Below are 21,494 nucleotides of genomic sequence, written 5' to 3'. Positions count from 1 at the left end.
CGGCAGGCCGCGCAGAGCCTTTTCCGTTGATGGCGAGTCTGATTAGTCCAAGCACCGCTCAGGGGCGGTAAGTTGCAGTCAGCGTCGGATTCGCGAGGAGGAACGTGACCGAGGAAACCGAGACGCGCGCGGAAGGCGTGGCCGGCATCCGTGACGTGGTGAGCATCAGGCTCCCCGCGGCGAGTGCCTACCTGTCTGTGCTGCGTACGGCTACCGCCGGCCTGGCGGCGCGGCTTGACTTCACCCTGGACGAGATCGAGGACCTGCGGATCGCGGTCGACGAGGCCTGCGCGATGCTGCTCAGCGAGGCGGTGCCCGGCACCGACCTGACCGCGGAGTTCGAGCTCACCGGGCAGGAGATGCAGGTCAGGGTCGAGGTTGCCACCGTCGGCAGCTCCGCGCCCAAGCGTGACGACTTCGCCTGGATGGTGCTGACCGCCCTGGCCGACGACGTGGACGCCGTGACCGACTCTCCTGATCGCATGGCGATCGTCCTGCGTAAGCGCCGAGGCGCGGCCCACAGTGCGGCGGGGCCGGCGTGACGGAAAGGACTGGAGCCATGGCCACGAGCGAACACGCCGTGCCCGACAGGGTTCGCGCCCGCATGCTCTTCGCCGAGCTGGCCGAGCTGGGCCCCGAGGAGCCGCGCCGCCAGCGCATCAGGGATGAGCTGGTCGAGCTTCACCTTCCGCTGGTCGAATACCTGGCTCGCCGCTTCCGCAACAGGGGCGAGTGGCTCGACGACCTCACCCAGGTCGCGACCATCGGCCTGATCAAGTCGATCGACCGGTTCGACCTGGCGCGCGGGGTGGAGTTCTCCACCTACGCCACGCCCACCATCGTCGGTGAGATCAAGCGGCACTTCCGCGACAAGGGCTGGGCGGTCCGCGTGCCGCGCCGGCTCCAGGAGCTGAAGCTCTCGCTGACGAAGGCGATCAGCGACCTCTCGCAGCGCGAGGGCCGCGCGCCGACCGTGTCCGAGCTGGCCGCCTACCTGAAGATGACCGAGGAGGAGGTGCTCGAAGGGCTCGAGTCGGCCAACGCCTACTCCACGGTCTCCCTCGACGCGCCCGACTCCGGCGACGACGACGCCCCCGCGGTGTCCGACTCCCTCGGCATCGTGGACGAGTCGCTCGAAGGCGTCGAATATCGCGAATCGCTCAAACCGCTGCTCGAACGGCTGCCGCCGCGCGAGAAGCGCATCCTGCTGCTGCGGTTCTTCGGCAACATGACGCAGTCGCAGATCGCCACCGAGCTGGGCATCTCGCAGATGCACGTCTCGCGGCTGCTCGCCCGCACGCTGGCCCAGCTGCGCGAGGGCCTGACCGCGGACGACTAACCGTCGCCGTAGAGAGCATGGGTGGTGGGGGGCGCCAGCAGCGTCGCGAGTCCCGCCAGTGCCACCACGATCAGCGGGATGCCGAGCTGCGGCAGGTCCGACGTGATGAGCGTCCCGCCGACGGGGAGCATGAAGATCTGGGTCACCACGGCCGGCGACCTCCCCCACCGCTCCATCATGAACAGCCCGCCCCACGCCACCCAGAGCAGGCCGGCGCCGATCAGCAGCCCGAACACCGCCTCCGCCACGGCGGAGGTCATGTCGTCGGGCGTCCCGGTCAGGGTCTCCACCGCGACGAAGACGCCGAGCCCGAGCGCGACCAGACCCTCCACGGCGACTACCGCGGCGGCGATGAGCAGGGTAAGCGGGCGACCGTTCACGATCCGTACCCTACTCCCCGGGCCTGGCGGCGCGAGAAACGGGACGTTCGGCCGATAAGCCGGACAAGCTCACCGGCTACGCTGGCGATATGCGCGCCATGCTGCTGGTCAACCCCAAGGCCACCACCACGAACGCCCGTACCCGGGACGTGCTGATCCGCGCGCTCGGCGCGGCGGTGCGGCTCGCCGTCGAGGAGACCCGCTACCGCGGCCACGCCGCGGCGCTGGCCGCGACCGCGCGGGCCAAGGGTTACGACGTCGTCGCCGTGCTCGGCGGCGACGGGACGATCAACGAGACCGTCAACGGCCTGCTGAACCCGGTGAACGGCGACGCGACCCCGCTCAGGAACGAGCACGCCGACGACCCGAGCGCGGGCCGGCCGGCGCTCGTGGTCATCCCCGGCGGCAGCGCGAACGTCTTCGCCCGCGCGCTCGGCCTGCCGAACGACCCGACGGAGTCCACCGGAGTCGTGCTGGAGGCGCTCAGGGAGGGCCGACGCAGGACGGTGGGTTTGGGGCAGGCCCTCTGGGAGGACCAGTCACGATATTTCACCTTCTGCTCCGGGATGGGATACGACGCAGAGGTTGTACGGGCCGTGGAGGGCCTGCGGGGCACCGGCCGTAAAGCTACCCCCGCACGGTATGTGAACACGGCCCTGAGGCACTATCTGGCCACGGACAAGCGGCATCCCGCGATGACGGTGACCGGCCCCGGCATCCCGGCGGCCAGAGGCGTCTTCATGGCGATCATCTCCAACACCTCACCGTGGACGTACGTGGGCAGCAAGCCCGTCCGCCCCACCCCCTGGGCCAGCTTCGAGACCGGCCTCGACCTCCTGGGGCTGCGCCGGATGGGCCCGATGACCCTCGCCGGAGTCATCCGTCATATCCTTACGGAGAGTGACATTCTTCCGTCCGGCCGGAACCTCGTGCAGCTCCACGACGAGGCCGAGTTCACGCTCACCGCGGAGCGCCCGGTGGCCTTCCAGCTGGACGGCGACTACCTGGGCGAACGCGAGTCGGTAACTTTCCGGTCTACCCCGAACGCGTTACAAGTGCTGGTCTAGCTGGTTACATTCGGTCATTGTGTGACGCATCCGACATCCATAACCGCCAAAACTTCCCGTCAACCCCCTTGCGTGCACTCTCCGTGGCTGAAAAGCTCAGGGATGTCGGAAGGTAGGACCTTTAACACCCCGAGGTTCGCACCTGACCGTCCACGGGCAAGCCCGGTCCACACACGGAGCCGGGTCATTGTTCGCGCAAGTTAGTGAAACTCTTCACAAAGTAGCCGCGCGGAGCCGACCAGAGGCTCCATCTACTAAGGAGTGGACGCATGGACTGGCGCCACCGAGCTGCCTGCCGTGACGTGGACCCCGAGTTGTTCTTCCCGATCGGCAACACCGGCCCGGCACTCATGCAGATCGACGAGGCCAAGCAGGTCTGTCGTTCCTGCCCGGCCGTGGAAGCCTGCCTCAAGTGGGCGCTGGAGTCCGGTCAGGACGCCGGCGTCTGGGGCGGTCTGAGCGAGGACGAGCGTCGCGCGCTCAAGCGCCGCACCGCTCGCACCCGCGCCCGTCTCACGGCCTGATCCAACCACAACCGAACCGACGCGGGCGCACCGACCAGGCTGAACCGGCCCGGCCGGACGAGCAGCCCGGATCAACCTCTCCCCCGACGTACGGCGGCCCCGCGCGCGTGCGGCGCCGTCAGCCGGCCGGGAGCGGGATCGACAGCACGACCTCCGTGCCGCCCTCCAGGCGCGGCTCAATGGTGAGCCGCCCGGACAGCTCTCCCTCCACCAGCGTCCGCACGATCTGCAGCCCCAGGCTGGTCGAACTGTCGAGGTCGAAGCCGCTGGGCAGGCCGAGCCCGTCGTCCCAGACGGTCACGGTGAGCCGCTCAGCCGTGGGCTCCACCACCACCTCCAGCCGTTTGGGCCGCCCATGCTGCAACGCGTTCTGCAACAGCTCGGTCAGCGCCATCGCCAGCGGTGTGGCGATGAGCGAAGGCAGCACACCGAACACCCCCACCCGCCTGGGCGTCACGGCCACCTCGGGCGACGACACCTCACCGGCCATCGCGATCACGCGGTCGGCGATCTCGTCGAAGTCCACGAACTCCTCGGGCGCGTGAGACAGGGTCTCGTGCACGATGGCGATCGACCCCACCCGGCGTACCGCCTCCTCCAGCGCCTCGCGGCCCTCGGGCACCTGCAGCCGTCTGGCCTGCAGCCTGAGCAGGGCGGCGACGGTCTGCAGGTTGTTCTTGACCCGGTGGTGGATCTCGCGGATCGTGGCGTCCTTCGTCATCAGCTCGCGCTCGCGCCGGCGCAGCTCGGTCACGTCCCTGATGAGCACCAGCGCGCCGATCCGGCCGCCGCCGACGATCAGCGGGATGGCTCTGAGCTGCACGATCGTGCCGCCGGACTCGACCTCGGTCTCCTTGGCCGCGCGGCCACTCGCCACGATCATCAGGTCTTCGTTGATCGGCTCGTCCGAATAGCACAGCGCGGCGGTGACCCGGCCCAGCTCGGCGCCGACCAGGTCGGCGTGCAGTCCGAGCCGCCGGTACGCGGACAGCGCGTTGGGGGAGGCGTACGTCACCCGGCCGGCCCGGTCGAGCCTGAGCAGCCCGTCGCCGACGCGCGGCGAGCGCACCAGGATCGGCTCCTCGCCGGAGAACGGGAAGCGCCCCTCGGCCACCATCTGCGCCAGGTCCGAGGCGCTCTGCAGGTAGGTCAGCTCCAGCCGGGACGGGGTGCGGGCCGAGGACAGGTTGGTGGAGCGCTGGATGACCGCGAGGAAACGGGCCTCGCCGCCCTCGACGGCCCGGCGCACGGGGATCGTCTCCTCCCTGACGGGGACGCCGGTGGACCAGTCGGGATCGCCCTCGCGGCAGATGCGCCGCTCGTTCCAGGCCGTGTCGATGAGCTGGCGCTCGCCCTTGGCGGCCACGCTGCCGACGATGTCGTCGTGGTAGACGGTGGGGCCGGTCGTGGGGCGCATCTGGGCGATCGCGATCCAGCCGTTCTCGCCCAGCAGCGGCGCCCACAGGACGAGGTCGGCGAAGGACAGGTCGGCCAGCAACTGCCAGTCGGAGACCAGCGAGTGCAACCAGTCGAGATCCGCCTCGTCGAGCGCGGTGTGGCGGGCTACGAGGTCGCTGAGAGTCGGCACGACTGCATCATGCGTGCTTTTCCCCGCAACAACCAAACCGGCCCGCGCGTGGACCCCTCTCACCAGGGACGACGCGATCGTCCGGCGTCGCACACCGGCGCGGTGGCATGGTGAGCGCAGATACGACACTGTCCCACCTAGCTGGACTTTTCCCGAAATCTCATAATGTGAGAACCGTCACATCGCCAACGCCGTTCCGCGTCCGGGACGTGACTCTGAGCGGCGAGCCGGAGGTGATCCACACGGGCAGGTGGCCAAGCCGCGACACGACGCGCGAACCGGCCTCGGTTGCGATCGCGCACGCTGCTGTGGATATCCTTCACCATCAACCTGAGCTGCCCGGATCCGCGCGTGCCCGCACCCGTACGCGCACGGCGCCGGTCGGCTGTGCAAGCCCGCGGTTGACCACTCGGGCCAAAGTGAGTTCCGATGATCTCGCGGTGACCAGACACGCCCTCACCGCCGTGGCAGAAGTGAAGGTGAGAGCGTGAGCGACGACAGCCCCCGCGTACCGAAGTACTACGACGTGAAACGGGCCCTGCTCGAACTCACCAAGACCCTTCCGGCCGGCACGGCGCTGCCGCCCGAGCGCACGCTGGCCGTCCGGTTCGAGACCTCGCGCACCACCGTGCGGCAGGCGCTGACCGAGCTCGTGGTCGAGGGGCGGCTGCTGCGCATCCAGGGCAAGGGCACCTTCGTGGCGCAGCCCAAGGTCGCGCAGGTGCTGCAGCTGACGTCGTACATCGGGGATCTGCGCACGGCCGGCCTGGAGCCGGACACCAAGATACTGGAGATCGGCTACCTCACCGCGGACGAGGCGCTGGCGCGCCGCCTGGCCATCAACCCCGGCGGCCGCGTGCTGCGCATCCACCGCCTCAGGCTCGCCAACGGCGAGCCGGTCTCGATCGACACCACCCATCTGTCCGCCCGCCGCTTCCCCCGCCTGCGGCGCGAGCTGGAGGTGCACGCGTCCCTGTACGAGACGCTGCACAACGCCTACAACGTACGGCTGACGGACGCCGAGGAGATCATCGAGACCGTCCTGGCCACCCCCTACGACGCCAAGGCCCTGGGCGTGGACGTGGGCCTGCCGATGCTGCTGCTCACCCGGCATGCCTTCGACGCCGACGGCAACCCCGTCGAGTGGGCCCAGTCGCTCTACCGCGGCGACCGCTACAAGTTCGTCACCCGCCTTCGCCGTCCCTGACCGATCATGCTCCTACGCTGGGCACATGAGCATCATCGTGGTCACGGGCACCGGCGCGGGCGTGGGCAAGACCGTGGTCGCGGCCGCGCTGGCCGCCCTCACGCGGGCCCGCGGGTCCGCGGCGGCCGTGGTCAAACCCGCCCAGACCGGGGCGGCGGCCGGCGCGCCCGGTGACGTGGACGAGGTGATCCGGCTCTCCGGCATCGGCACCACCTTCGAGCTCGGCCGCTTCCCCGGCGCGCTCCCGCCCGCGGCGGCGGCCCGCGTCGCGGGGATCCCGCCGGTCTCGCTCGACGGAGCCGCCGAGCTGGTGCGGGAGCTGGCCGACAGCAACCGCCTGGTGGTCGTGGAGGGCACCGGCGGGCTGCTGGAACGTTACGACGACGACGGCGCCACCGTGGCCGACCTGGCCCGTACGCTGCGGGCGCAGGTGCTGGTCGTGGTGCGCGCGGGCGGCGACACCGTCGGCCACACCGCGCTCACCCTGGAGGCGCTCGCGCACCGGGGGCTCGACCTGGCCGGGATCGTCATCGGGAGCTGGCCTGACACGCCGGGGACGGCCGAGCGCAGCAGCCTGGCCGACCTGGAGATGCTGGCCGCGCGGCCGCTGGCGGGGGCGCTGCGGGAAGGGGCGGGCGGGCTGCGCGACCGGCAGGCGTTCGCCGAGGCGGCCCGCGAGGGGCTGGGGGCCACGCTCGGCGGCGCGTTCGACCCGGCGGCGTTCCGATCCCGCCACAGCCTCTGACCCGACCCCGACCCCGACCTCAACCCCGGAACCCGGAACCCGGAACCCAGAACCCGGAACCCGGAACCCGCGACCCGGAACCCGCGACCCGCGACCCGCGACCCGCGAGGATGGTAGGGCTAGCCCCACCATGGACCAGCACACCAGGCCCATTTCCCGTCCGCGCCCCCGGTCAATACCGTTGACGCCATGAAGGTCCCCCGCCCGTGGTCGGCGCGGGCGTGGCTCGACACGGCCCACGTGATGATCGGCTTCCCGGTCGGCGTGCTGCTCGGCGGGCTGACGCTCATCCTGGCCCCGGTCCCGCCCGTGCTGAAGCGGGCCGTGCCGGTGTTCACCGGCGTGCAGCGTTCCCGGTTCGACGCCTTCCAGCGCGCGCACATCCCGCCCGTGCGCTCCCCCAGGAGCTGGCGCAGCCCGGCCACGTGGCGGCAGATCGGCTACCACCTGCTGTCGCCGTTCGTGAGCCTGGCGGGGGCGTTCCTGGTGGCGGTGGTGTGGGGCGGCGCGATCGTGGGGCTGCTGGCGTTCCTGCCGGCGAAGGTGCAGCGGCCGCCGCTGGAATTCCTCTTCGACCTCAGGGACAACCGGGTCGTGGCCGTCTTCATGGCGATCGGGCTCTTCCTGCTGCTGCTCGCCCCGGTGCTGGCCCGCGGCATGGCGGCGCTCGACCTGTCGGTCGCCCGTACACTGCTCGGTCCCAGCCGCTCCGAGCTGGGGCAGCGGATCGAGACGCTGACCGAGAGCCGGGCCGGCGTCATCGACGCGGCCGACGCCGAACGCCGCAGGATCGAGCGCGACCTGCACGACGGCGCCCAGCAGCGGCTGGTCTCCCTGGCCATGAACCTGGGCCTGGCCAGGGCCACCCTGACCGACCTGCCCGACCCGGCCCGCGAGGCCATCGAGCAGGCCCACGAGGAGGCCAAGCAGGCGCTCAAGGAGCTGCGTGACTTCGTCCGCGGCCTGCATCCCGCCGTACTCAACGACCAGGGCCTGGACGCGGCGCTGTCCGGCGTCGCCGCCCGCGCCCCGTTCCCCGTCAGGCTCCGCGTCGACATCGAGCGGCGGACCACGCCGACCATCGAGGCGGTGGCGTTCTTCACCGTGTCGGAAGCCCTGACCAACATCGCCAAGCACGCGGCGGCCACGAAGGCGGAAGTGAGCGTGCGGCGCGAGCGCGACCGGCTGCACGTGCTCGTCTACGACGACGGCTGCGGCGGGGCCAGAATGGAGGGCGGCACCGGGCTGCGCGGCCTGGCCCAGCGGATCGACGCCGTCGACGGGTCGCTGCGCCTCTCCAGCCCGCTGGGCGGACCGACGACGATCGAGGTGGACTTGCCGTGCGAGTAGTGCTCGCCGAGGATTCCGTGCTGCTGCGCGAGGGCCTGATCCGGCTCCTGGACGCCGCCGGCATGGAGGTGGTCGCGGCCGTGGACGAGGCCGAGGGGCTGCTGAGAGCGGCCGAGGAGCACCGGCCCGAGCTGGTCGTCACCGACGTCAGGATGCCGCCCACGCACACCGACGAGGGCCTGCGGGCCGCGCTCGTGCTGCGCCGCCAGCAGCCGAAGCTGGCCGTCCTCGTGCTCTCCCAGTACGTCGAGGAACGCTACGCGGCCCAGCTGCTCGCCTCGGCCGCCACGGGCGGCGTGGGCTACCTGCTCAAGGACCGGGTGGCCGACGTGGCCGAGTTCATCGACGCGCTGCGCCGGGTGGCCTCGGGCGGCACCGCGCTCGATCCCGAGGTCGTGGCCCAGCTTCTGCTGCGCGGCAACAGCGACCCGCTCGAACGCCTGACGCCGCGGGAGCACGAGGTGCTCAGGCTGATGGCCGAGGGCCGCTCCAACGCCGGCATCGGGCAGGCCCTGGTGCTCAGCGAGGGCGCCGTGGGCAAGCACATCGGCAACATCTTCACCAAGCTCGACCTCCCGCCCGCCGAAGGCGATCACCGGCGGGTCCTGGCCGTGCTGCAGTTCCTCAAGATCAGGAGCCTGCCGTGAGAGCCGCGTGGCTGGCCGGCGGCGCCGTGGCGACCGTGATCGCGCTGGCCGTCTCCACGATCGGCATCTGGAACGGATTCGCCAGGGCCAGGGTGCCGACGGACTTCACCAGCAGGTCCATCCCGTTCGCCGACGGCCAGGTGCACATCAGCACGGGCCGGGGCCAGGTCAACCTGGACATCGTGGCGGGCCAGGCGGGCGAGCTGCGCATCGATCGGGAGCTGCACTGGTCGCGCGAACGGCCGACGGTCAGCGAGGAATGGGACGCGGTGACGGCGACGCTGCGGCTCGACGCCGTCTGCCCCGGCTCCGACCAGCCGGACGGCCCGCTGTGCGTGGCGAACTACATGCTGTCGGTGCCGCCGGAGACCGACGTGGAGGCCCGCACGGCCGGCGGCAGGCTCTCGGTCGACGAGCTGTTCTCCGACGTCCGGGTCACCTCGGTGGCCGGCGACGTCCGGCTCAACGCCATCTCCGGCGACGTCTGGGCCAGGACCGGCACGGGCGACGTCGAGGGCTCCGAGCTGTCCGGCAACACCGCCGACGTGGAGGTCGGCTCGGGCGACGTGCGGCTGATGTTCACCGCCGCGCCGTCGGAGGTCAAGGCCGTGGTGCGGACGAGCGGCGACGTCGCCCTCGACGTGCCCGGAGGCGTCTACGACGTGCAGGCCACCGGCGTCAACACCACGGTCGGCGTCAGGCGGAACCCCGCCGCCAAGAAGAAGATCGTCGCCGGCACGAGCGACGGCATGGTGACCATCTGCTGCCGTAGATGATCTTTACGGTGCTGAAGGTCTGTTTACTCTTGTGACTCATTGGTAAGTTCCCCGGCATGGAGTCTGCGAAGCACGCCGGTGACGCCGCCGTCGCCGTGTCCAAGGCCTATGGCGTCGAGACCATGTTCACCCTGTCGGGAGGGCATGTCTTCCCGCTCTACGACGGCGCGGTGCACGAGGACATGCGCATCCTCGACGTACGCCACGAGCAGAGTGCGGTCTTCGCCGCCGAGGCGACGGCCCGGCTGACCAGGAAACCCGGTCTGGCCGTGCTGACCGCCGGCCCCGGCATCACCAACGGCGTCAGCGGTGTCGCGACCGCCCACTTCAACGGCTCGCCCGTGGTCGTGCTCGGCGGCCGGGCGCCGCAGTCCCGCTGGGGCAGCGGCGCGCTGCAGGAGATGGACCATCCGCCGCTGCTCGACCCGATCACCAAGCTGGCGTTCACGGCGTCCGACGCCGAGTCGGTCGGCCAGGAGGTCGAGGTGGCCTTCCGCACGGCGACCGCCCCCCACCGCGGCCCGGTCTTCCTCGACGTCTACATGGACCACCTGTTCTCGCCGTCGCCGGCGCACGAGGTGCGTACGCAGAGCCCTTCCCCGCTCGAACCCGACCCCGAGTCCCTGGCGAGCATCGCGCGCCTGCTGGCCGAGGCCGAGCGGCCGGTGCTCGTCTACGGCTCCGACGTGTGGATGGACCGCGCCGAGGAGGCCGCCCGCGACTTCGCCGAGACGTGGCGGCTGCCGGTCATCCCCAACGGCCAGGGCCGCGGCATCCTGCCCTCGGGCCACGAGCTGCTCGTCACCAGGGCCCGCGGGCAGGCGTTCGCCCAGGCCGACCTGGTCATCGTGGTCGGCACGCCGCTCGACTTCCGGCTCGGCTACGGCTGGTTCGGCGGCAAGGAGGGCGCGCCGCTGGCCAGGGTGGTGCACATCGCCGACGCGCCCTCGCAGCTGACCACCCACATGCAGCCGGTCGCCTCCGCCGCCGGCGACCTGTCGGTGGTGTTCTGGAGTCTCGGCACGGCCTGCGGCGAGGCCGGGGTCAAGCCCGACGCGTACGCGTCCTGGGTGACGAAGCTGTCCGAGAGCGCGGCCGCGGCCATCGCCGGCGACGCCGACCTGCTCGCAGCCGACACCGACCCGATCCACCCCATGCGGATCTACGGCGAGCTGGGCAAGATCCTGGCCGAGGACGCCGTGGTGATCGGCGACGGCGGCGACTTCGTCTCCTACGCGGGCAAGTACGTCGAGCCGAAGCAGCCGGGCAACTGGCTCGACCCGGGCCCCTACGGCTGCCTCGGCACCGGCCTCGGCTACTCCATCGCCGCCCGCCTGGCCCGGCCGTCCTCGCAGGTGGTGCTGCTGCTCGGCGACGGCGCGGCCGGATTCTCGCTGATGGACGTCGACACCCTCGTCCGCCACCGGCTCCCCGTCGTGATGATCTGCGGCAACAACGGCATGTGGGGCCTGGAGAAGCACCCCATGCAGATGCTGTACGGCTACGACGTCGCGGCCGAGCTGCAGCCCCAGTGCCGCTACGACCAGGTCGTCACGGCCCTGGGCGGCGGGGGCGAGCTGGTCACCAAGCCGTCGGAGATCGGTCCCGCCCTGCGCAGGGCGTTCGACTCTGGCCTGCCGTACATGGTGAACATCGCCACCGACCCGCAGGTCGCCTACCCCCGCAACACGACGGGGGTCTGAGCCGGCCCTACTTGTTGGTGGTGGGCTTCGTCGTGGGCGTCGGGGTGGAGGTCTCCGGGGGCTCGTCCTCGGGGCAGGCGCTGTCGACGAGGAGGATCTCCACCGTCTTGCCCTCCTCCAGCGACACTCCGGCGTTCGGCGTGGTCTTCTGGATCCTGCCGCAGCGCCGGCCGTCGACGGTGGTGGTGCGGTCGTCGGTCCTCGACACGAAGCCCGCCGCCTCGATCATGCTCTGCGCCTCCAGGAAGCGCCTGCCGATCACGTTCGGCACCAGGATCTTCTTGACCGTCGGCGTGGCGCTGGGCGACTTGGAGGGCGACGGGCTGTTCGTCGGCGTCTTCGTCGGCGTCTTCGTCGGCGTCCTGGTCGGCTTGTCGGGCGTCGGCGTGGACCTCGGCGGGGTGCTGTGCCTGATCCGCGTCGGCGTGGGCTCGGGCTCTTCGGTGGGGGGCTTGCTGGGCTTCGGCGACCTGGTGGAGGGCTTCGGGTTGGCGATGTCGATGGTGCTGACGGTCGGCTCGGGAAGCCCCATGTTGGTGATGCCGGTCAGGGCCACCGCGGTGGCGCCGGCGCCGAGCACCACCGCCGCGGCGATGCCCGCGATGAGCCCGGTCCTGCGTGAGCCCTTGACCGCGGCGCGCCTGCTTCCGCCGCGCCGCTCGCTCAGGGTGGTGTCCTCGTGGGCCATCCTGGCGCCGGTCTGGTAGGCCGGATCGTGCGACCGGTCCCCGTGCTGCTGGTGATGCTGCTGGGAGTGCTGGTAGCCGTCGCGGGGCTGCGCCATGGTGGCGCCGGTGGCCGGCGGGGCGGCCGGCAGGTCGGGCACGGCGGGCATCTGCCCGTTGGCGATGGCCCGGGCGGCCTCGCTCATCGCCCTGGCGCTCGGGTAGCGCCTGGCCGGGTCCTTCGACAGGGCGATCTCCACCAGGCCGCGCACCGGCGGCGGGATGTCCTGCGGCAGGGGTGGCGGCGCCTCGCGGATGTGCTTCAGCGCGATCGTGACGGCGCTGTCACCGTCGAAGGGCCGCTGCCCCACGAGGCACTCGTACGCGACCACGCCGAGCGCGTAGATGTCCACCGCGGGCGTCACGGGGGCGCCCTCGGCCTGCTCGGGAGCGCAGTAGGCGGCGGTGCCGAGCACCATGCCGGCGTCCGTGAGCCGGTTGGCCACGTCGGAGCGGGCGATGCCGAAGTCGGTGAGCACGAGCGTGCCGTCGCGCTGCACGAGCAGGTTGCCCGGCTTGACGTCGCGGTGCACGATGCCCTGGTCGTGCACGGCCTGCAGCGCCGACGCGGCCTGCGCGATCAGCTCCATGGCCGGTTGCGGCGGGATGCGGCCGAGCCGGCCGAGCAGCCGGTCGAGCGGTTCGCCGTCGACGAACTTCATCACCAGGTAGACGGTGTCGCCGCTGACGCCGTAGTCGTAGACGTCGACCACGCCGGAGTGGTTGATCGTGGCCATCGCCCGCGCCTCCCCCTGGAAGCGAGCGACGAACCCGGGGTCCTCCATACGGCCTGGGAGCAGCACTTTGACGGCGACGGTGCGCGCGAGCACGATGTCCTCGCCGCGCCACACCTCACCCATGCCACCGGCGCCGATGCGGGTATCCAGTCGATACCGCCCCGCCAGCGTCGTCCCTTGGGCCACCATGATTCCCCCGCTACCCCCCTACGTCCGAAACCTCTCCCACCCCGCCGTTCTCAACAAAGCGAACTTGTGTCGCGGTGAGGTAACACAGTGGTCACGGAACTCAGAGAGTGTACGACTCACCTGTCCCACATGCCACTTAAATGCCTCAAGCCGTACAAAGCCTATCCTGGGGCCTTGGTGCCACACTTGTCCGCGTTTCCGATAAGTCAGCACCCGCCGGATCCGACGGCCCGCACCCTGTCGCCACCATAGGCTGATCCCATGACGCTCGTTCCCGGCCTGCGTGCCCAGCTGCTCATCATGGTCGAGATGGAGGACACCGCCAAGAAGCTCGGCAGCGGCGACGTGCCCGTGCTGGCCACGCCCCGGCTGCTCGCGCTGGCCGAGGCCGCCACCCTGCGGGCGATCGAGCGGCACCTCGCCCCGGGCGAGACGTCCGTCGGCACCCGGGTCGAGCTGGAGCACACCGCCGCCAGCCCGCTCGGCACCCACGTCCAGGTCGGCGTGGAGCTCACGGAGGTCGACGGCCGGCGGCTCGTCTTCGCCTTCGAGGCCCACGACCGGCGGACCGTGGTCGGCAAGGGCACGATGGAACGCGTCGTGGTCGACCGCGCCAGGTTCATGGCCCGCGCTACTCGATGACGGCGATCAGATCACCCTCCTGGATGACATCGCCCTCCGCCACCTTGAGCTGCGCCACCACACCGTCGTCCTCGGCGAGCACCGGGATCTCCATCTTCATGGACTCGAGGATGACCAGCGTGTCGCCGTCGGAGACGGTGTCTCCCTCCTTGACGACGACCTTCCAGACGTTCGCCACCATCTCAGCGCGTACCTCAGCCACCGGGACTCCCCTTCTTTCCGTGGTTCAACGGTCTCATGCGGTCCGGGCGCGCATCCGCGCGACCAGGCCGGTGTCGTAGTCGCCGGTGGTGAACTCCGCGTTCTCCAGCAGCTCGGCGCAGAACGGCAGATTGTTCTTCGGCCCCTCCACCGTGAACTCCGCCACAGCCTTGCGGCCCAGCTCCAGCGCCTCGGCCCGGTCGGAGCCGTAGACGCAGAGCTTGGCCATCAGCGGGTCGTAGAACGGCGTGACGGTGTTACCCGCCACGTAGCCCGAGTCGACCCGCACCCCGTCGCCGGACGGCTCGTCCCAGGCCGTGATCGTGCCCGGCCCCGGGAAGAACCGCTTCGGGTCCTCAGCGTAGACCCGGAACTCGATCGCGTGCCCGCTGGGTTCGGCCCGCACCTCGGGGCTCTCCCCCGCGGCGACCCGCAACTGCAGCTCGACCAGGTCGAGCCCGGTGACCAGCTCCGTGACCGGGTGCTCCACCTGCAGCCTGGTGTTCATCTCCAGGAACACGAAGTCCTGCTTGTCGGCGTCGACCAGGCACTCGACCGTGCCCGCGCCCAGGTAGCCGACGGCCTCGCCGACCCGCACCGCGGCGGCCAGCATGCGCTCGCGCAGCTCGGGGCTGATGCCGGGCGAAGGGGACTCCTCGACGACCTTCTGATGGCGGCGCTGCACCGAGCAGTCACGCTCGCCCAGCGCCACGACCCGGCCGCCGGGCAGGCCGAGGATCTGCACCTCGACGTGGCGGGCTCGCTCGATGTAGCGCTCGAGCAGCACCGCGGGGCCGTCCAGCGCGTCGCCGGAGAACCGCGCCGCCGCCCTGGCCGCCTGCTCGTACGCCTTCTGCAGCCCGTCGTCGTCGTGCGCCACGCTCATCCCGATGCCACCGCCGCCGCCCGCGGTCTTGACCATGACCGGGTAGCCGATGTTCTCGGCGGCCTTCAGCGCCAGCGACAGATCGGTGACCGGCTCGCGGGTGCCCGCGGCGACCGGCACGCCTGCGGCCTCCATCAGGTTCCTGGCGTTGATCTTGTCGCCCATCTTGTCGATGGCCTCGGGCGCCGGCCCGATCCAGACCATCCCGGCGTCGATCACGGCCCTGGCGAACGCGGCGTTCTCGGCGAGGAAGCCGTAACCGGGGTGGATCGCCCGCGCGCCGGTCGCGCGGGCCGCCTCCAGCACCTTCGCGACGTCGAGGTAGCTCTGCGCGGGGTTGGCCGGGCCGATCAGCACGGCCTCGTCGGCCTCGCGCACGAACGGCAGGTCGGCGTCGGCCTCGGAGTGAACCGCGATGGCACGCAGGCCCAGCCGCTTGACCGTACGGATGATCCGCCGCGCGATCTCCCCTCGGTTGGCGATCAGAACGGATCCGAGCGTCTCAGTAAGCACGCCGACCACCCTATGGCCGCCGGAGGCTTGACCCCTTTCCCCCGAAACCACCGATCCGGCGAGTTCGATCTGTAGAAACCCTACAAAGGTGAGCGTCCGTAAACACGACTGTCGCCCCCCGGACTGTAGGACCGGAACGCGCCCACCCCAGCACCGGGCCCGCTTGCGCCGTGGCTCCCGGAGTGTCGGCACCTGTGGTCCCGGGACGCCCGTTGCGCGTCCCGGTGCGCGGGCGTACCTCTCGTACGGCTTCAGACGTACTCGTACAGCCTCAGACTTACTCGTGCGGTCTCAGACGCGACCGCGGTCGATCACCCGGGCGAGCGCCTCGACCGCATGAGCATCGTACGCGCTGCCGGACGACAACCGGATCCGCTCCAGCGCCGCACCCCCGCGGTCGCGGTCGGTCGACGGCCCCACCAGGTCGTCGTAGGCGTTGGCCACCCGGATGATGCGGCTGGACAGCGGCGGGTCGTCGCTGATCGGGTCGCACTGCCGGCTGACCACCTCGGCCACCCGGTCCAGCACCCCGGTCTGCCTGATCACCTCGGCGCCCAGCTCGGCGATGCGGCGGGCCTGCTCGGGGTCGGTCAGCACGGTCGCGCCGCCCGGGATCGGGTCGCGCAGCGAGAGCTGGCCGATGTCGTGCATGAGCGCGGCGTACTCGAGTTCGAGCAGCTCGGGCTCGGCCATGCCCAGCTCTCTGCCGATGGCCACGGCCAGGCGGCTGACCCGGCGCGAGTGCCCCGGCTCGACGTAGCCGCCGACCTCGGTCACCCGCGACAGGGCGCGCACGGTCTGCAGGTAGGTGGCCCTGATGCCGGCGTATTTACGGAAGGCCACCTGCGTGACCAGCAGCGGCGCGGCGAACACCAGCAGCGCCACCAGGTCCATGCTGTGCGTGGCCAGCGCCAGCAGCACGCCGGACGAGGCCACCGCGGCCCCCAGCGGGAAGGCCATGTTGAGCTCGTCGCGTACGGCCACCCTGAACGCCGTGCGCACCTGCTCGGCCCGCAGCAGCGCGGCGATCAGCACGTCGATCAGCAGGGTGACCGCGATGAGCGACACCATCACCGCGAGCGCCGGCCACCACGTGCTGGTCGGCGGCTTGGTCAGCTCGTACAGGGTGCCGGCCAGCGGCCGGAAGGCGAAGGCGAGCAGCGAGCCGGTGAGCAGCCGCCTGGCCATCGCGTCGAGGCGGGGCGGCCGGCCCACCGCCAGGTGCGGCAGGGCGCCCGCGACCATGCCGACCGCGATCACGGCGACGACCTGCAACGCGGGGTGGGTGAGCGGATTCTGGCTGAGGTCGAGCAGCAGCGTGTAGCCGAGCGCGGCGGCGGCGCCGATCGGCGCCACCTCCCTGTTGCCCGGCATGGTGAGCCTGGCCAGCTCGCCGACGGCGATGAGCGCCCCGAACCCGACCGCGATCTGCGGGCGCTGCAGCCCGACGGCCGCGGTGTAGGTGACGCCGGCGAGCGCGACGAGGCCCGCCGCGCAGATGAGCAGCAGCTGGCCGGAGTCGAGCCGGCGCAGGACCGGGTGCCTGGATCGTTCGGCGCGCCTGACGCGCTCTGTGGTGATCATGGCCCGGTCACGACCTGGATGGGCATGGTCGGGTCGTCGTGGTCCTTGATCGGCGTCTCGGCGGCCTCGGGCGGCGGCGGATCGACCCGGCGCGGCGGCTGCCACGGCTCGTGCTCGAGCGCCCGGATGAAGGCCGCCACCATCACCGGGTCGAAGTGGGTGCCCGCGCTCTTGCGCAACTCGTCCACGGCCACCGGCACCGGCCGCGCGCCCCGGTAGGAGCGGTCGGAGGTCATCGAGTCGAACGCGTCGGCCACCGCGATCACCTTGGCGAACTCGGGGATCTCGTCACCGGCCAGCCCCATCGGGTAGCCGGTGCCGTCGTGGCGCTCGTGGTGGTGCATGATCCCGGCGTACGCCTCGTCGAGGAAGCCGATGCCGCGCACGATCTCCAGCCCGCGCATCGGATGGAGCTGGATCGCGGCGAACTCCTCCTCGGTGAGCGGCCCGTCCTTCTGCAGCACCTTGGTGGGCACGCCGAGCTTGCCGACGTCGTGCAGCATGCCCGCGTAGCGGATGGCGCGCACCCGTTCGAGCCCCATCCCGATCTCCTGCGCGATCATGGAGGAGGCGTGCGAGACGCGCGTGCAGTGGCCCCTGGTGTAGTAGTCCTTCGTCTCCACCGCCTGGCAGAGCGCCGCGATGGTGGCGTCGTAGGAGCGCTGCTGGGCGTGATACTGCCCGAACGCCCACCGCGCCACGAACAGCGGCAGCAGCACCAGCACCGCCGAGATCGACGCCACGGTGGCCCACAACCCGGCCACGAGCAGCCCGAACGTCCCGTATCCGAGGTAGGACAGCAGGAACTGGGCCATGCCCCGCACCGGCATCTCGGTGGCCCGCACGTGGGTGGCCAGCCCGATCATGGTCAGCGTGAGCGCGATGTTGAGCGGCACGAAGACGGCGGTGGCCGCAGCGTAGGGGCCGATGAGGTCGTCGAACGCGTTGACCTCGGGCACCCCGACCCGGCCGTCCAGCGCCTCGTAGACCCGCCCCGCGACGTAGCCGCAGATGGCGAACTGGGCCCCGTTGAACAGCCGCTTCACCAGCGGCAGCCCGGGCCGCACGCTGAAGACGGCGGTGAAGCCCACCAGCGCCGCGCCTTCCGGCCCGATCAGCACCACGGCCGCCAGCGAGGCGGAGAAGCTGACCGACACCGCGAACTGCTCCACGTTGAGCAGCGTCGGCATCGACTCGCACACCAGGAACAGCAGGGCGAGCACCAGGAGGATGTCGAGATCCTCCACGGCCACGGGCGTGCCGGAGACGAGCACGCCGCGTCCGATGAGAGCGGCCGCCGCACCGATCACGGCGACCAGATAGACCCTTGCGGGCCACGGCAGTTCACGCATTGCGGCCCCCCACGGTGTTCAGGTCCAGGACACCCCAGGAGGCACCGCTCCGCCGACCACCATGATCACCGGGGTGATCAGCACGATGGCCGTGAGCAGCCGGGCGACCATAACCTTCAACATCCACATGCCTCCACGTCGACTTGTGAGGTTCACGCTACAGAAGTCGGCGTGGACGCAAGGGCGGAGTCGGAAATCGCAAGCAAAGCGTAATCAAGCCACTACGTCATGCGACGATTCGCGGCCCATTCGACTGTTTTCTTCACTCCGGTCGGCAGGTCCGTACGCGGCTGCCAGCGCAGCCCGTCGTGGGCCGGCACCGGATCGACCGCCATCGCCGGCAGATCGCCGGGTCGCGGCGGCGCGAAGCCCGGTTTGTCCTGGGCGCCGGCCGCGTCGGCGATGAGCGAGTGCAGCCGCCGGTCGGTGGTCTGGATGCCGGTGCCGAGGTTGAACCTGCGGCCGTTGCCCTCCGCGCCGCACGCCCTGACGAAGCCGTCGACCACGTCGTCGATGAAGACGTAGTCCCGGGTCTGGGTGCCGTCGCCGTAGAGGACCGTGGGCGTGCCGTTGAGCAGCGCGTCGGTGAAGATCGCCACGACGCCCGCCTCGCCGTCGGGCGACTGCCGCGGGCCGTAGACGTTGGAGAGCACCAGCGTGGTGTATTCGAGACCGTAGAGCGCGCGGAAGGTGGCCAGGTAGATCTCGCCGCTGAGCTTCGAGGCCGCGTACGGCGAACGCGGGTCGGTCGCGGCGTCGGCCGGCACCGGAATGGTCGCGGGCCGCCCGTAGACGGCCACGGACGAGGCGAACACCACCTTGCGCGTACGCCCCTCGTGGGCCGCGGTCAACACCGCCGCGATGCCCTCCACGTTGAGCCTGGCGTCGTGCACCGGATCGGCCACGCTCTTGCGCACGCTGATCTGCGCGGCCAGGTGGCAGACCACCTCAGGCTGCAGCTCCGTCGCCAGCGCGACCAGCGCGGGATCGCGGATGTCCATCTCGTGCAGCGTGAAACGGTCCTGGCCCGCCGCGCCGGCCAGGTTTTCCCGCTTGCCGGTGGACAGGTCGTCGACCACGTGCACCTCGTGCCCGTCCGCCAGCAGACGATCGACGAGATTCGACCCGATGAACCCGGCACCCCCGGTGACCAACACGCGCATGGGGTGAATCTTAGTCGGCCAGCTCCGAACGCACTCGCGCGATGCGGGCCAGCACCTTGGAGCGCAGGTCCGCGGGAACGGGGTCGCAGCCGCAGTGTTTGGCCACCAGCGCCTTGACCGCCTTGTCCAGGTCGTATTCCTTCAGGCACGGGCTGCACTCGTCGAGATGAACCCGGATGTCGGTGACATCACCCTCGGTCAGCTCGCCGTCGAGATAGGCGTAGACCTTGTCGAGCACTTCGCGACAGTCGGTGTCGTGCGCGTTGCCACAGCTCATTTCGATCCCTCCGCCGGGACCAGGCCACGCTCGCGAGCATAATCCTCAAGGAGGCCCCGCAGCTGCCTGCGTCCCCTGTGCAACCTCGACATCACGGTCCCGATGGGGGTGCCCATGATGTCGGCGATCTCCTTATAGGGGAAGCCTTCGACGTCGGCCAGGTAGACCGCGATCCTGAACTCCTCGGGCAGAGCCGCCAGAGCCTGCTTGATGTCGCCGTCGGGAAGGTGCTCGAGCGCCTCCACCTCGGCCGACTTCAGGCCGCTCGACGTGTGGGACTCGGCCCTGGCGAGCTGCCAGTCCTCGATCTCCTCCGTGCCCGACTGCTTCGGCTCCCGCTGCTTCTTGCGGTAGCTGTTGATGAAGGTGTTGGTCAGGATCCGGTAGAGCCACGCCTTGAGATTCGTGCCCTGCTGGAACTGGTGGAAAGAAGCGAACGCCTTGGCGAAGGTCTCCTGGAGCAGGTCCTCCGCGTCCGCTGGATTTCGGGTCATCCGGAGCGCGGCGGAGTAGAGCTGCTCGAGATACGGCATGACGTCGCGCTCGAATCGCTCGCTTCGCTGCTCCAGCGTCTCCGCGCCTGTCGCGGGCACCGGACCCACCCCCCTAAGATCACCGGTGGCCGGCTGTGGCGGAACACCGTACTCAGGGGAGGATACCCGCTGGCCCGCGACCGGTCGGTCAGCGGGCTGGGGTTCGACCAATGTGAGCATGCTCGTCGCAACACGCCCGCGCCCTTGTCTGTTCCCGCAAGATAGAAGGTACGAAGGACCCGGTGCGGGGAACGTCATACGTACCGGCTGGTAGCCCTTTTTCCGGAACCCAGGAGTCGCGTGTGCTGCCCATTCCGGCCGAGGAACTGAACGGCTCAGGGACGCTCGGGCCGTACTGGACCTTCTACCGTGCCGTAGCCGCCGAACAACTCAACCGATGGCTCCCCGCCGACCCCTCCGTGATCCTCGACCTCTCCGGCGGACGCGGGCGCTGGTCCGGCCAGGCCGCCAGGGCGGGACACCGGGTGATCGAGGTGCTCGACTTCCGCAGGACCCTCGACGGCTCCCGGCTGCGCGACGCCGACCGGGTCCGCCACGTACGCGCCGACGACCTGTCCTTCCTGCCCGACGCGAGCGTGGACGCGGTGCTCGCGGAGGAGCGGGTGATGTCGATCGAGCTCATGGCCGAGTCGGCGATGAGCGACGTGGCCCGCGTGCTGCGCCCCGGCGGGCGGGCGCTCGTGTGCGTCGACTCGCTGGTGCTGGGCATGGCGATCCTGGCCGAGCAGGGGCAGTGGCAGCACCTGCGGCAGACCGGCGAGGTCATGCTCGTGCCGTGGCCCGACGGCAGCATCACGCGCTGCTTCAGCAGCGGCCAGCTGCGCGAGCTGCTGGCGGGCGCCGGGCTGGAGGTCGAGTGGATGCGGCCGCGCACGGTCCTGTCGCCGTCCACGGTGGACCACGTGCTCGGGTCGGACTCGCGCGCGCTCAACTACCTGGTGCGCACGGAGCTCGACGCCCACCCCGACGACGACGACACGGTCGGCATCCACCTGGTCGCCAGCGCCCGCAAAACCTGACCACCCACGCCGAACACCCACCACCCAACATGGCCGCCCTTCGGGCGCGCCCGTACTTTCGGGCGCGCCCGTACTTTCGAGCACGGCCGTACTTCGAGCACGGCCGGAGTTTGCACGTCCGCTCCCGAGCACTCATCCACCCGAGCCCAAGTGCCGTGCCGCCGTTCTTCGTGTCCGGCGGCTCGCACTTCGCGCTGGGCGGCTCGTGCGCCCTGGCCGCAGCGACCCTTGCCATCAGCCATCAAGCGCCAGGGGAGCCATCGGCCGTCAGCCGTTCGGCGTCAGGCGTCAGGCGTCAGGCGTCAGGGGAGCCATCGGTCGTCAGG

The 21,494-nt window shown here is 70.7% G+C and carries 22 protein-coding genes; 12 read left to right on the top strand and 10 right to left on the bottom strand.

Going from position 1 to position 21,494, the window contains the following annotated elements:
- Positions 1-104: 104 nt before the first annotated feature.
- Together B0I32_RS51010 and B0I32_RS51005 are read left to right on the top strand one after the other, a co-directional pair.
- Positions 105-542 (top strand): ATP-binding protein, encoded by a 438-nt coding sequence (locus tag B0I32_RS51010; RefSeq protein ID WP_106252184.1) that lies wholly within the window; start codon positions 105-107, stop codon positions 540-542.
- A gap of 17 nt (positions 543-559) precedes the next feature.
- Positions 560-1,339: an RNA polymerase sigma factor SigF gene (locus tag B0I32_RS51005; protein ID WP_181308701.1), complete on the top strand. Its 780-nt coding sequence runs from the start codon at positions 560-562 to the stop codon at positions 1,337-1,339.
- Here the strand turns inward: B0I32_RS51005 and B0I32_RS51000 are convergent.
- Positions 1,336-1,719, bottom strand: a complete 384-nt coding sequence (locus tag B0I32_RS51000; RefSeq protein WP_106252182.1) for a hypothetical protein — start codon at positions 1,717-1,719, stop codon at positions 1,336-1,338. The two genes, B0I32_RS51005 and B0I32_RS51000, sit on opposite strands and share 4 nt — an antisense overlap.
- Positions 1,720-1,808: 89 nt before the next feature.
- Here B0I32_RS51000 and B0I32_RS50995 point away from each other — a divergent pair, with 89 nt between their 5' ends.
- Together B0I32_RS50995 and B0I32_RS50990 are read left to right on the top strand one after the other, a co-directional pair.
- Positions 1,809-2,786 carry a diacylglycerol/lipid kinase family protein gene (locus B0I32_RS50995; RefSeq protein ID WP_106252180.1) on the top strand — a complete coding sequence of 326 codons (978 nt, stop codon included), beginning with the start codon at positions 1,809-1,811 and terminating at the stop codon, positions 2,784-2,786.
- Between the two features lie 269 nt (positions 2,787-3,055).
- Positions 3,056-3,310, top strand: a complete 255-nt coding sequence (locus tag B0I32_RS50990) for a WhiB family transcriptional regulator (RefSeq protein ID WP_106252178.1) — start codon at positions 3,056-3,058, stop codon at positions 3,308-3,310.
- Between the two features lie 118 nt (positions 3,311-3,428).
- Here B0I32_RS50990 and B0I32_RS50985 read toward each other — a convergent pair whose 3' ends face one another.
- Positions 3,429-4,898 (bottom strand): PAS domain-containing sensor histidine kinase, encoded by a 1,470-nt coding sequence (locus B0I32_RS50985; RefSeq protein WP_106252176.1) that lies wholly within the window; start codon positions 4,896-4,898, stop codon positions 3,429-3,431.
- Between the two features lie 487 nt (positions 4,899-5,385).
- Here B0I32_RS50985 and B0I32_RS50980 point away from each other — a divergent pair, with 487 nt between their 5' ends.
- From B0I32_RS50980 to B0I32_RS50955, 6 genes are all read left to right on the top strand, one after another.
- The gene (locus tag B0I32_RS50980; protein ID WP_106252174.1) at positions 5,386-6,105 is read left to right on the top strand and encodes a GntR family transcriptional regulator; all 720 of its coding nucleotides are present in this window, start codon (positions 5,386-5,388) and stop codon (positions 6,103-6,105) included.
- Between the two features lie 25 nt (positions 6,106-6,130).
- A complete protein-coding gene (gene bioD, locus B0I32_RS50975) occupies positions 6,131-6,850 on the top strand; it encodes an ATP-dependent dethiobiotin synthetase BioD (RefSeq protein ID WP_106252172.1) in 720 nt (239 codons plus the stop codon).
- A gap of 189 nt (positions 6,851-7,039) precedes the next feature.
- Positions 7,040-8,200, top strand: a complete 1,161-nt coding sequence (locus tag B0I32_RS50970) for a sensor histidine kinase (protein ID WP_106252171.1) — start codon at positions 7,040-7,042, stop codon at positions 8,198-8,200.
- Positions 8,191-8,847, top strand: coding sequence for a response regulator transcription factor (locus B0I32_RS50965; RefSeq protein WP_106252169.1), 657 nt, complete (start codon positions 8,191-8,193; stop codon positions 8,845-8,847). The genes B0I32_RS50970 and B0I32_RS50965 overlap by 10 nt, the downstream gene beginning before the upstream one ends.
- Entirely contained in the window at positions 8,844-9,623 is a 780-nt protein-coding gene (locus B0I32_RS50960; RefSeq protein WP_106252167.1) for a DUF4097 family beta strand repeat-containing protein, read from the top strand. Before B0I32_RS50965 ends, B0I32_RS50960 begins: the two co-directional genes overlap by 4 nt.
- A gap of 56 nt (positions 9,624-9,679) precedes the next feature.
- Entirely contained in the window at positions 9,680-11,326 is a 1,647-nt protein-coding gene (locus tag B0I32_RS50955) for an acetolactate synthase (protein ID WP_106252165.1), read from the top strand.
- A 7-nt stretch (positions 11,327-11,333) separates the two neighbouring features.
- Here the strand turns inward: B0I32_RS50955 and B0I32_RS50950 are convergent, their stop codons facing one another.
- Positions 11,334-12,977, bottom strand: coding sequence for a serine/threonine-protein kinase (locus tag B0I32_RS50950; RefSeq protein ID WP_106252163.1), 1,644 nt, complete (start codon positions 12,975-12,977; stop codon positions 11,334-11,336).
- 261 nt (positions 12,978-13,238) lie between these two features.
- Between B0I32_RS50950 and B0I32_RS50945 the strand changes: the two genes are divergently transcribed.
- A complete protein-coding gene (locus B0I32_RS50945; RefSeq protein ID WP_106252162.1) occupies positions 13,239-13,619 on the top strand; it encodes a thioesterase family protein in 381 nt (126 codons plus the stop codon).
- Here B0I32_RS50945 and B0I32_RS50940 read toward each other — a convergent pair.
- From B0I32_RS50940 to B0I32_RS50910, 7 genes are all read right to left on the bottom strand, one after another.
- Positions 13,609-13,821, bottom strand: a complete 213-nt coding sequence (locus B0I32_RS50940) for a biotin/lipoyl-binding carrier protein (RefSeq protein ID WP_146178623.1) — start codon at positions 13,819-13,821, stop codon at positions 13,609-13,611. The genes B0I32_RS50945 and B0I32_RS50940 overlap by 11 nt on opposite strands.
- 33 nt (positions 13,822-13,854) lie before the next feature.
- Positions 13,855-15,219, bottom strand: a complete 1,365-nt coding sequence (locus tag B0I32_RS50935) for an acetyl-CoA carboxylase biotin carboxylase subunit (protein WP_245956659.1) — start codon at positions 15,217-15,219, stop codon at positions 13,855-13,857.
- Positions 15,220-15,510: 291 nt separating this feature from the next.
- Positions 15,511-16,803, bottom strand: coding sequence for an HD-GYP domain-containing protein (locus tag B0I32_RS50930; protein WP_106252159.1), 1,293 nt, complete (start codon positions 16,801-16,803; stop codon positions 15,511-15,513).
- Complete coding sequence (locus tag B0I32_RS50925) at positions 16,800-18,155, bottom strand: HD-GYP domain-containing protein (protein WP_106252157.1); 1,356 nt, start codon at positions 18,153-18,155, stop codon at positions 16,800-16,802. Before B0I32_RS50925 ends, B0I32_RS50930 begins: the two co-directional genes overlap by 4 nt.
- Positions 18,156-18,376: 221 nt before the next feature.
- Positions 18,377-19,318, bottom strand: coding sequence for an NAD-dependent epimerase/dehydratase family protein (locus B0I32_RS50920; RefSeq protein ID WP_106252155.1), 942 nt, complete (start codon positions 19,316-19,318; stop codon positions 18,377-18,379).
- Positions 19,319-19,328: 10 nt separating this feature from the next.
- The gene (gene rsrA, locus B0I32_RS50915) at positions 19,329-19,595 is read right to left on the bottom strand and encodes a mycothiol system anti-sigma-R factor (protein WP_106252154.1); all 267 of its coding nucleotides are present in this window, start codon (positions 19,593-19,595) and stop codon (positions 19,329-19,331) included.
- Entirely contained in the window at positions 19,592-20,197 is a 606-nt protein-coding gene (locus B0I32_RS50910) for a sigma-70 family RNA polymerase sigma factor (RefSeq protein ID WP_043624264.1), read from the bottom strand. Before B0I32_RS50910 ends, rsrA begins: the two co-directional genes overlap by 4 nt.
- A 233-nt stretch (positions 20,198-20,430) precedes the next feature.
- Here B0I32_RS50910 and B0I32_RS50905 point away from each other — a divergent pair, with 233 nt between their 5' ends.
- Positions 20,431-21,168, top strand: coding sequence for a class I SAM-dependent methyltransferase (locus B0I32_RS50905; RefSeq protein WP_106252152.1), 738 nt, complete (start codon positions 20,431-20,433; stop codon positions 21,166-21,168).
- Positions 21,169-21,494 lie beyond the last annotated feature (326 nt).

The sequence above is a fragment of the Nonomuraea fuscirosea genome, from assembly GCF_003001935.1.
Classification (GTDB): domain Bacteria; phylum Actinomycetota; class Actinomycetes; order Streptosporangiales; family Streptosporangiaceae; genus Nonomuraea; species Nonomuraea fuscirosea.
This window is presented reverse-complemented; position numbering and strand designations above follow the sequence as displayed.

Coding starts and splice junctions, on each gene's coding strand:
- B0I32_RS50945 (WP_106252162.1), top strand. CDS start 13,239: ATGACGCTCGTTCCCGGCCTGCGTGCCCAGCTGCTCATCATGGTCGAG.
- B0I32_RS50925 (WP_106252157.1), bottom strand. CDS start 18,155: ATGCGTGAACTGCCGTGGCCCGCAAGGGTCTATCTGGTCGCCGTGATC.
- B0I32_RS50950 (WP_106252163.1), bottom strand. CDS start 12,977: ATGGTGGCCCAAGGGACGACGCTGGCGGGGCGGTATCGACTGGATACC.
- bioD (WP_106252172.1), top strand. CDS start 6,131: ATGAGCATCATCGTGGTCACGGGCACCGGCGCGGGCGTGGGCAAGACC.
- B0I32_RS50995 (WP_106252180.1), top strand. CDS start 1,809: ATGCGCGCCATGCTGCTGGTCAACCCCAAGGCCACCACCACGAACGCC.
- B0I32_RS51005 (WP_181308701.1), top strand. CDS start 560: ATGGCCACGAGCGAACACGCCGTGCCCGACAGGGTTCGCGCCCGCATG.
- B0I32_RS50990 (WP_106252178.1), top strand. CDS start 3,056: ATGGACTGGCGCCACCGAGCTGCCTGCCGTGACGTGGACCCCGAGTTG.
- B0I32_RS50920 (WP_106252155.1), bottom strand. CDS start 19,318: ATGCGCGTGTTGGTCACCGGGGGTGCCGGGTTCATCGGGTCGAATCTC.
- B0I32_RS50930 (WP_106252159.1), bottom strand. CDS start 16,803: ATGATCACCACAGAGCGCGTCAGGCGCGCCGAACGATCCAGGCACCCG.
- B0I32_RS50955 (WP_106252165.1), top strand. CDS start 9,680: ATGGAGTCTGCGAAGCACGCCGGTGACGCCGCCGTCGCCGTGTCCAAG.
- B0I32_RS50970 (WP_106252171.1), top strand. CDS start 7,040: ATGAAGGTCCCCCGCCCGTGGTCGGCGCGGGCGTGGCTCGACACGGCC.
- rsrA (WP_106252154.1), bottom strand. CDS start 19,595: ATGAGCTGTGGCAACGCGCACGACACCGACTGTCGCGAAGTGCTCGAC.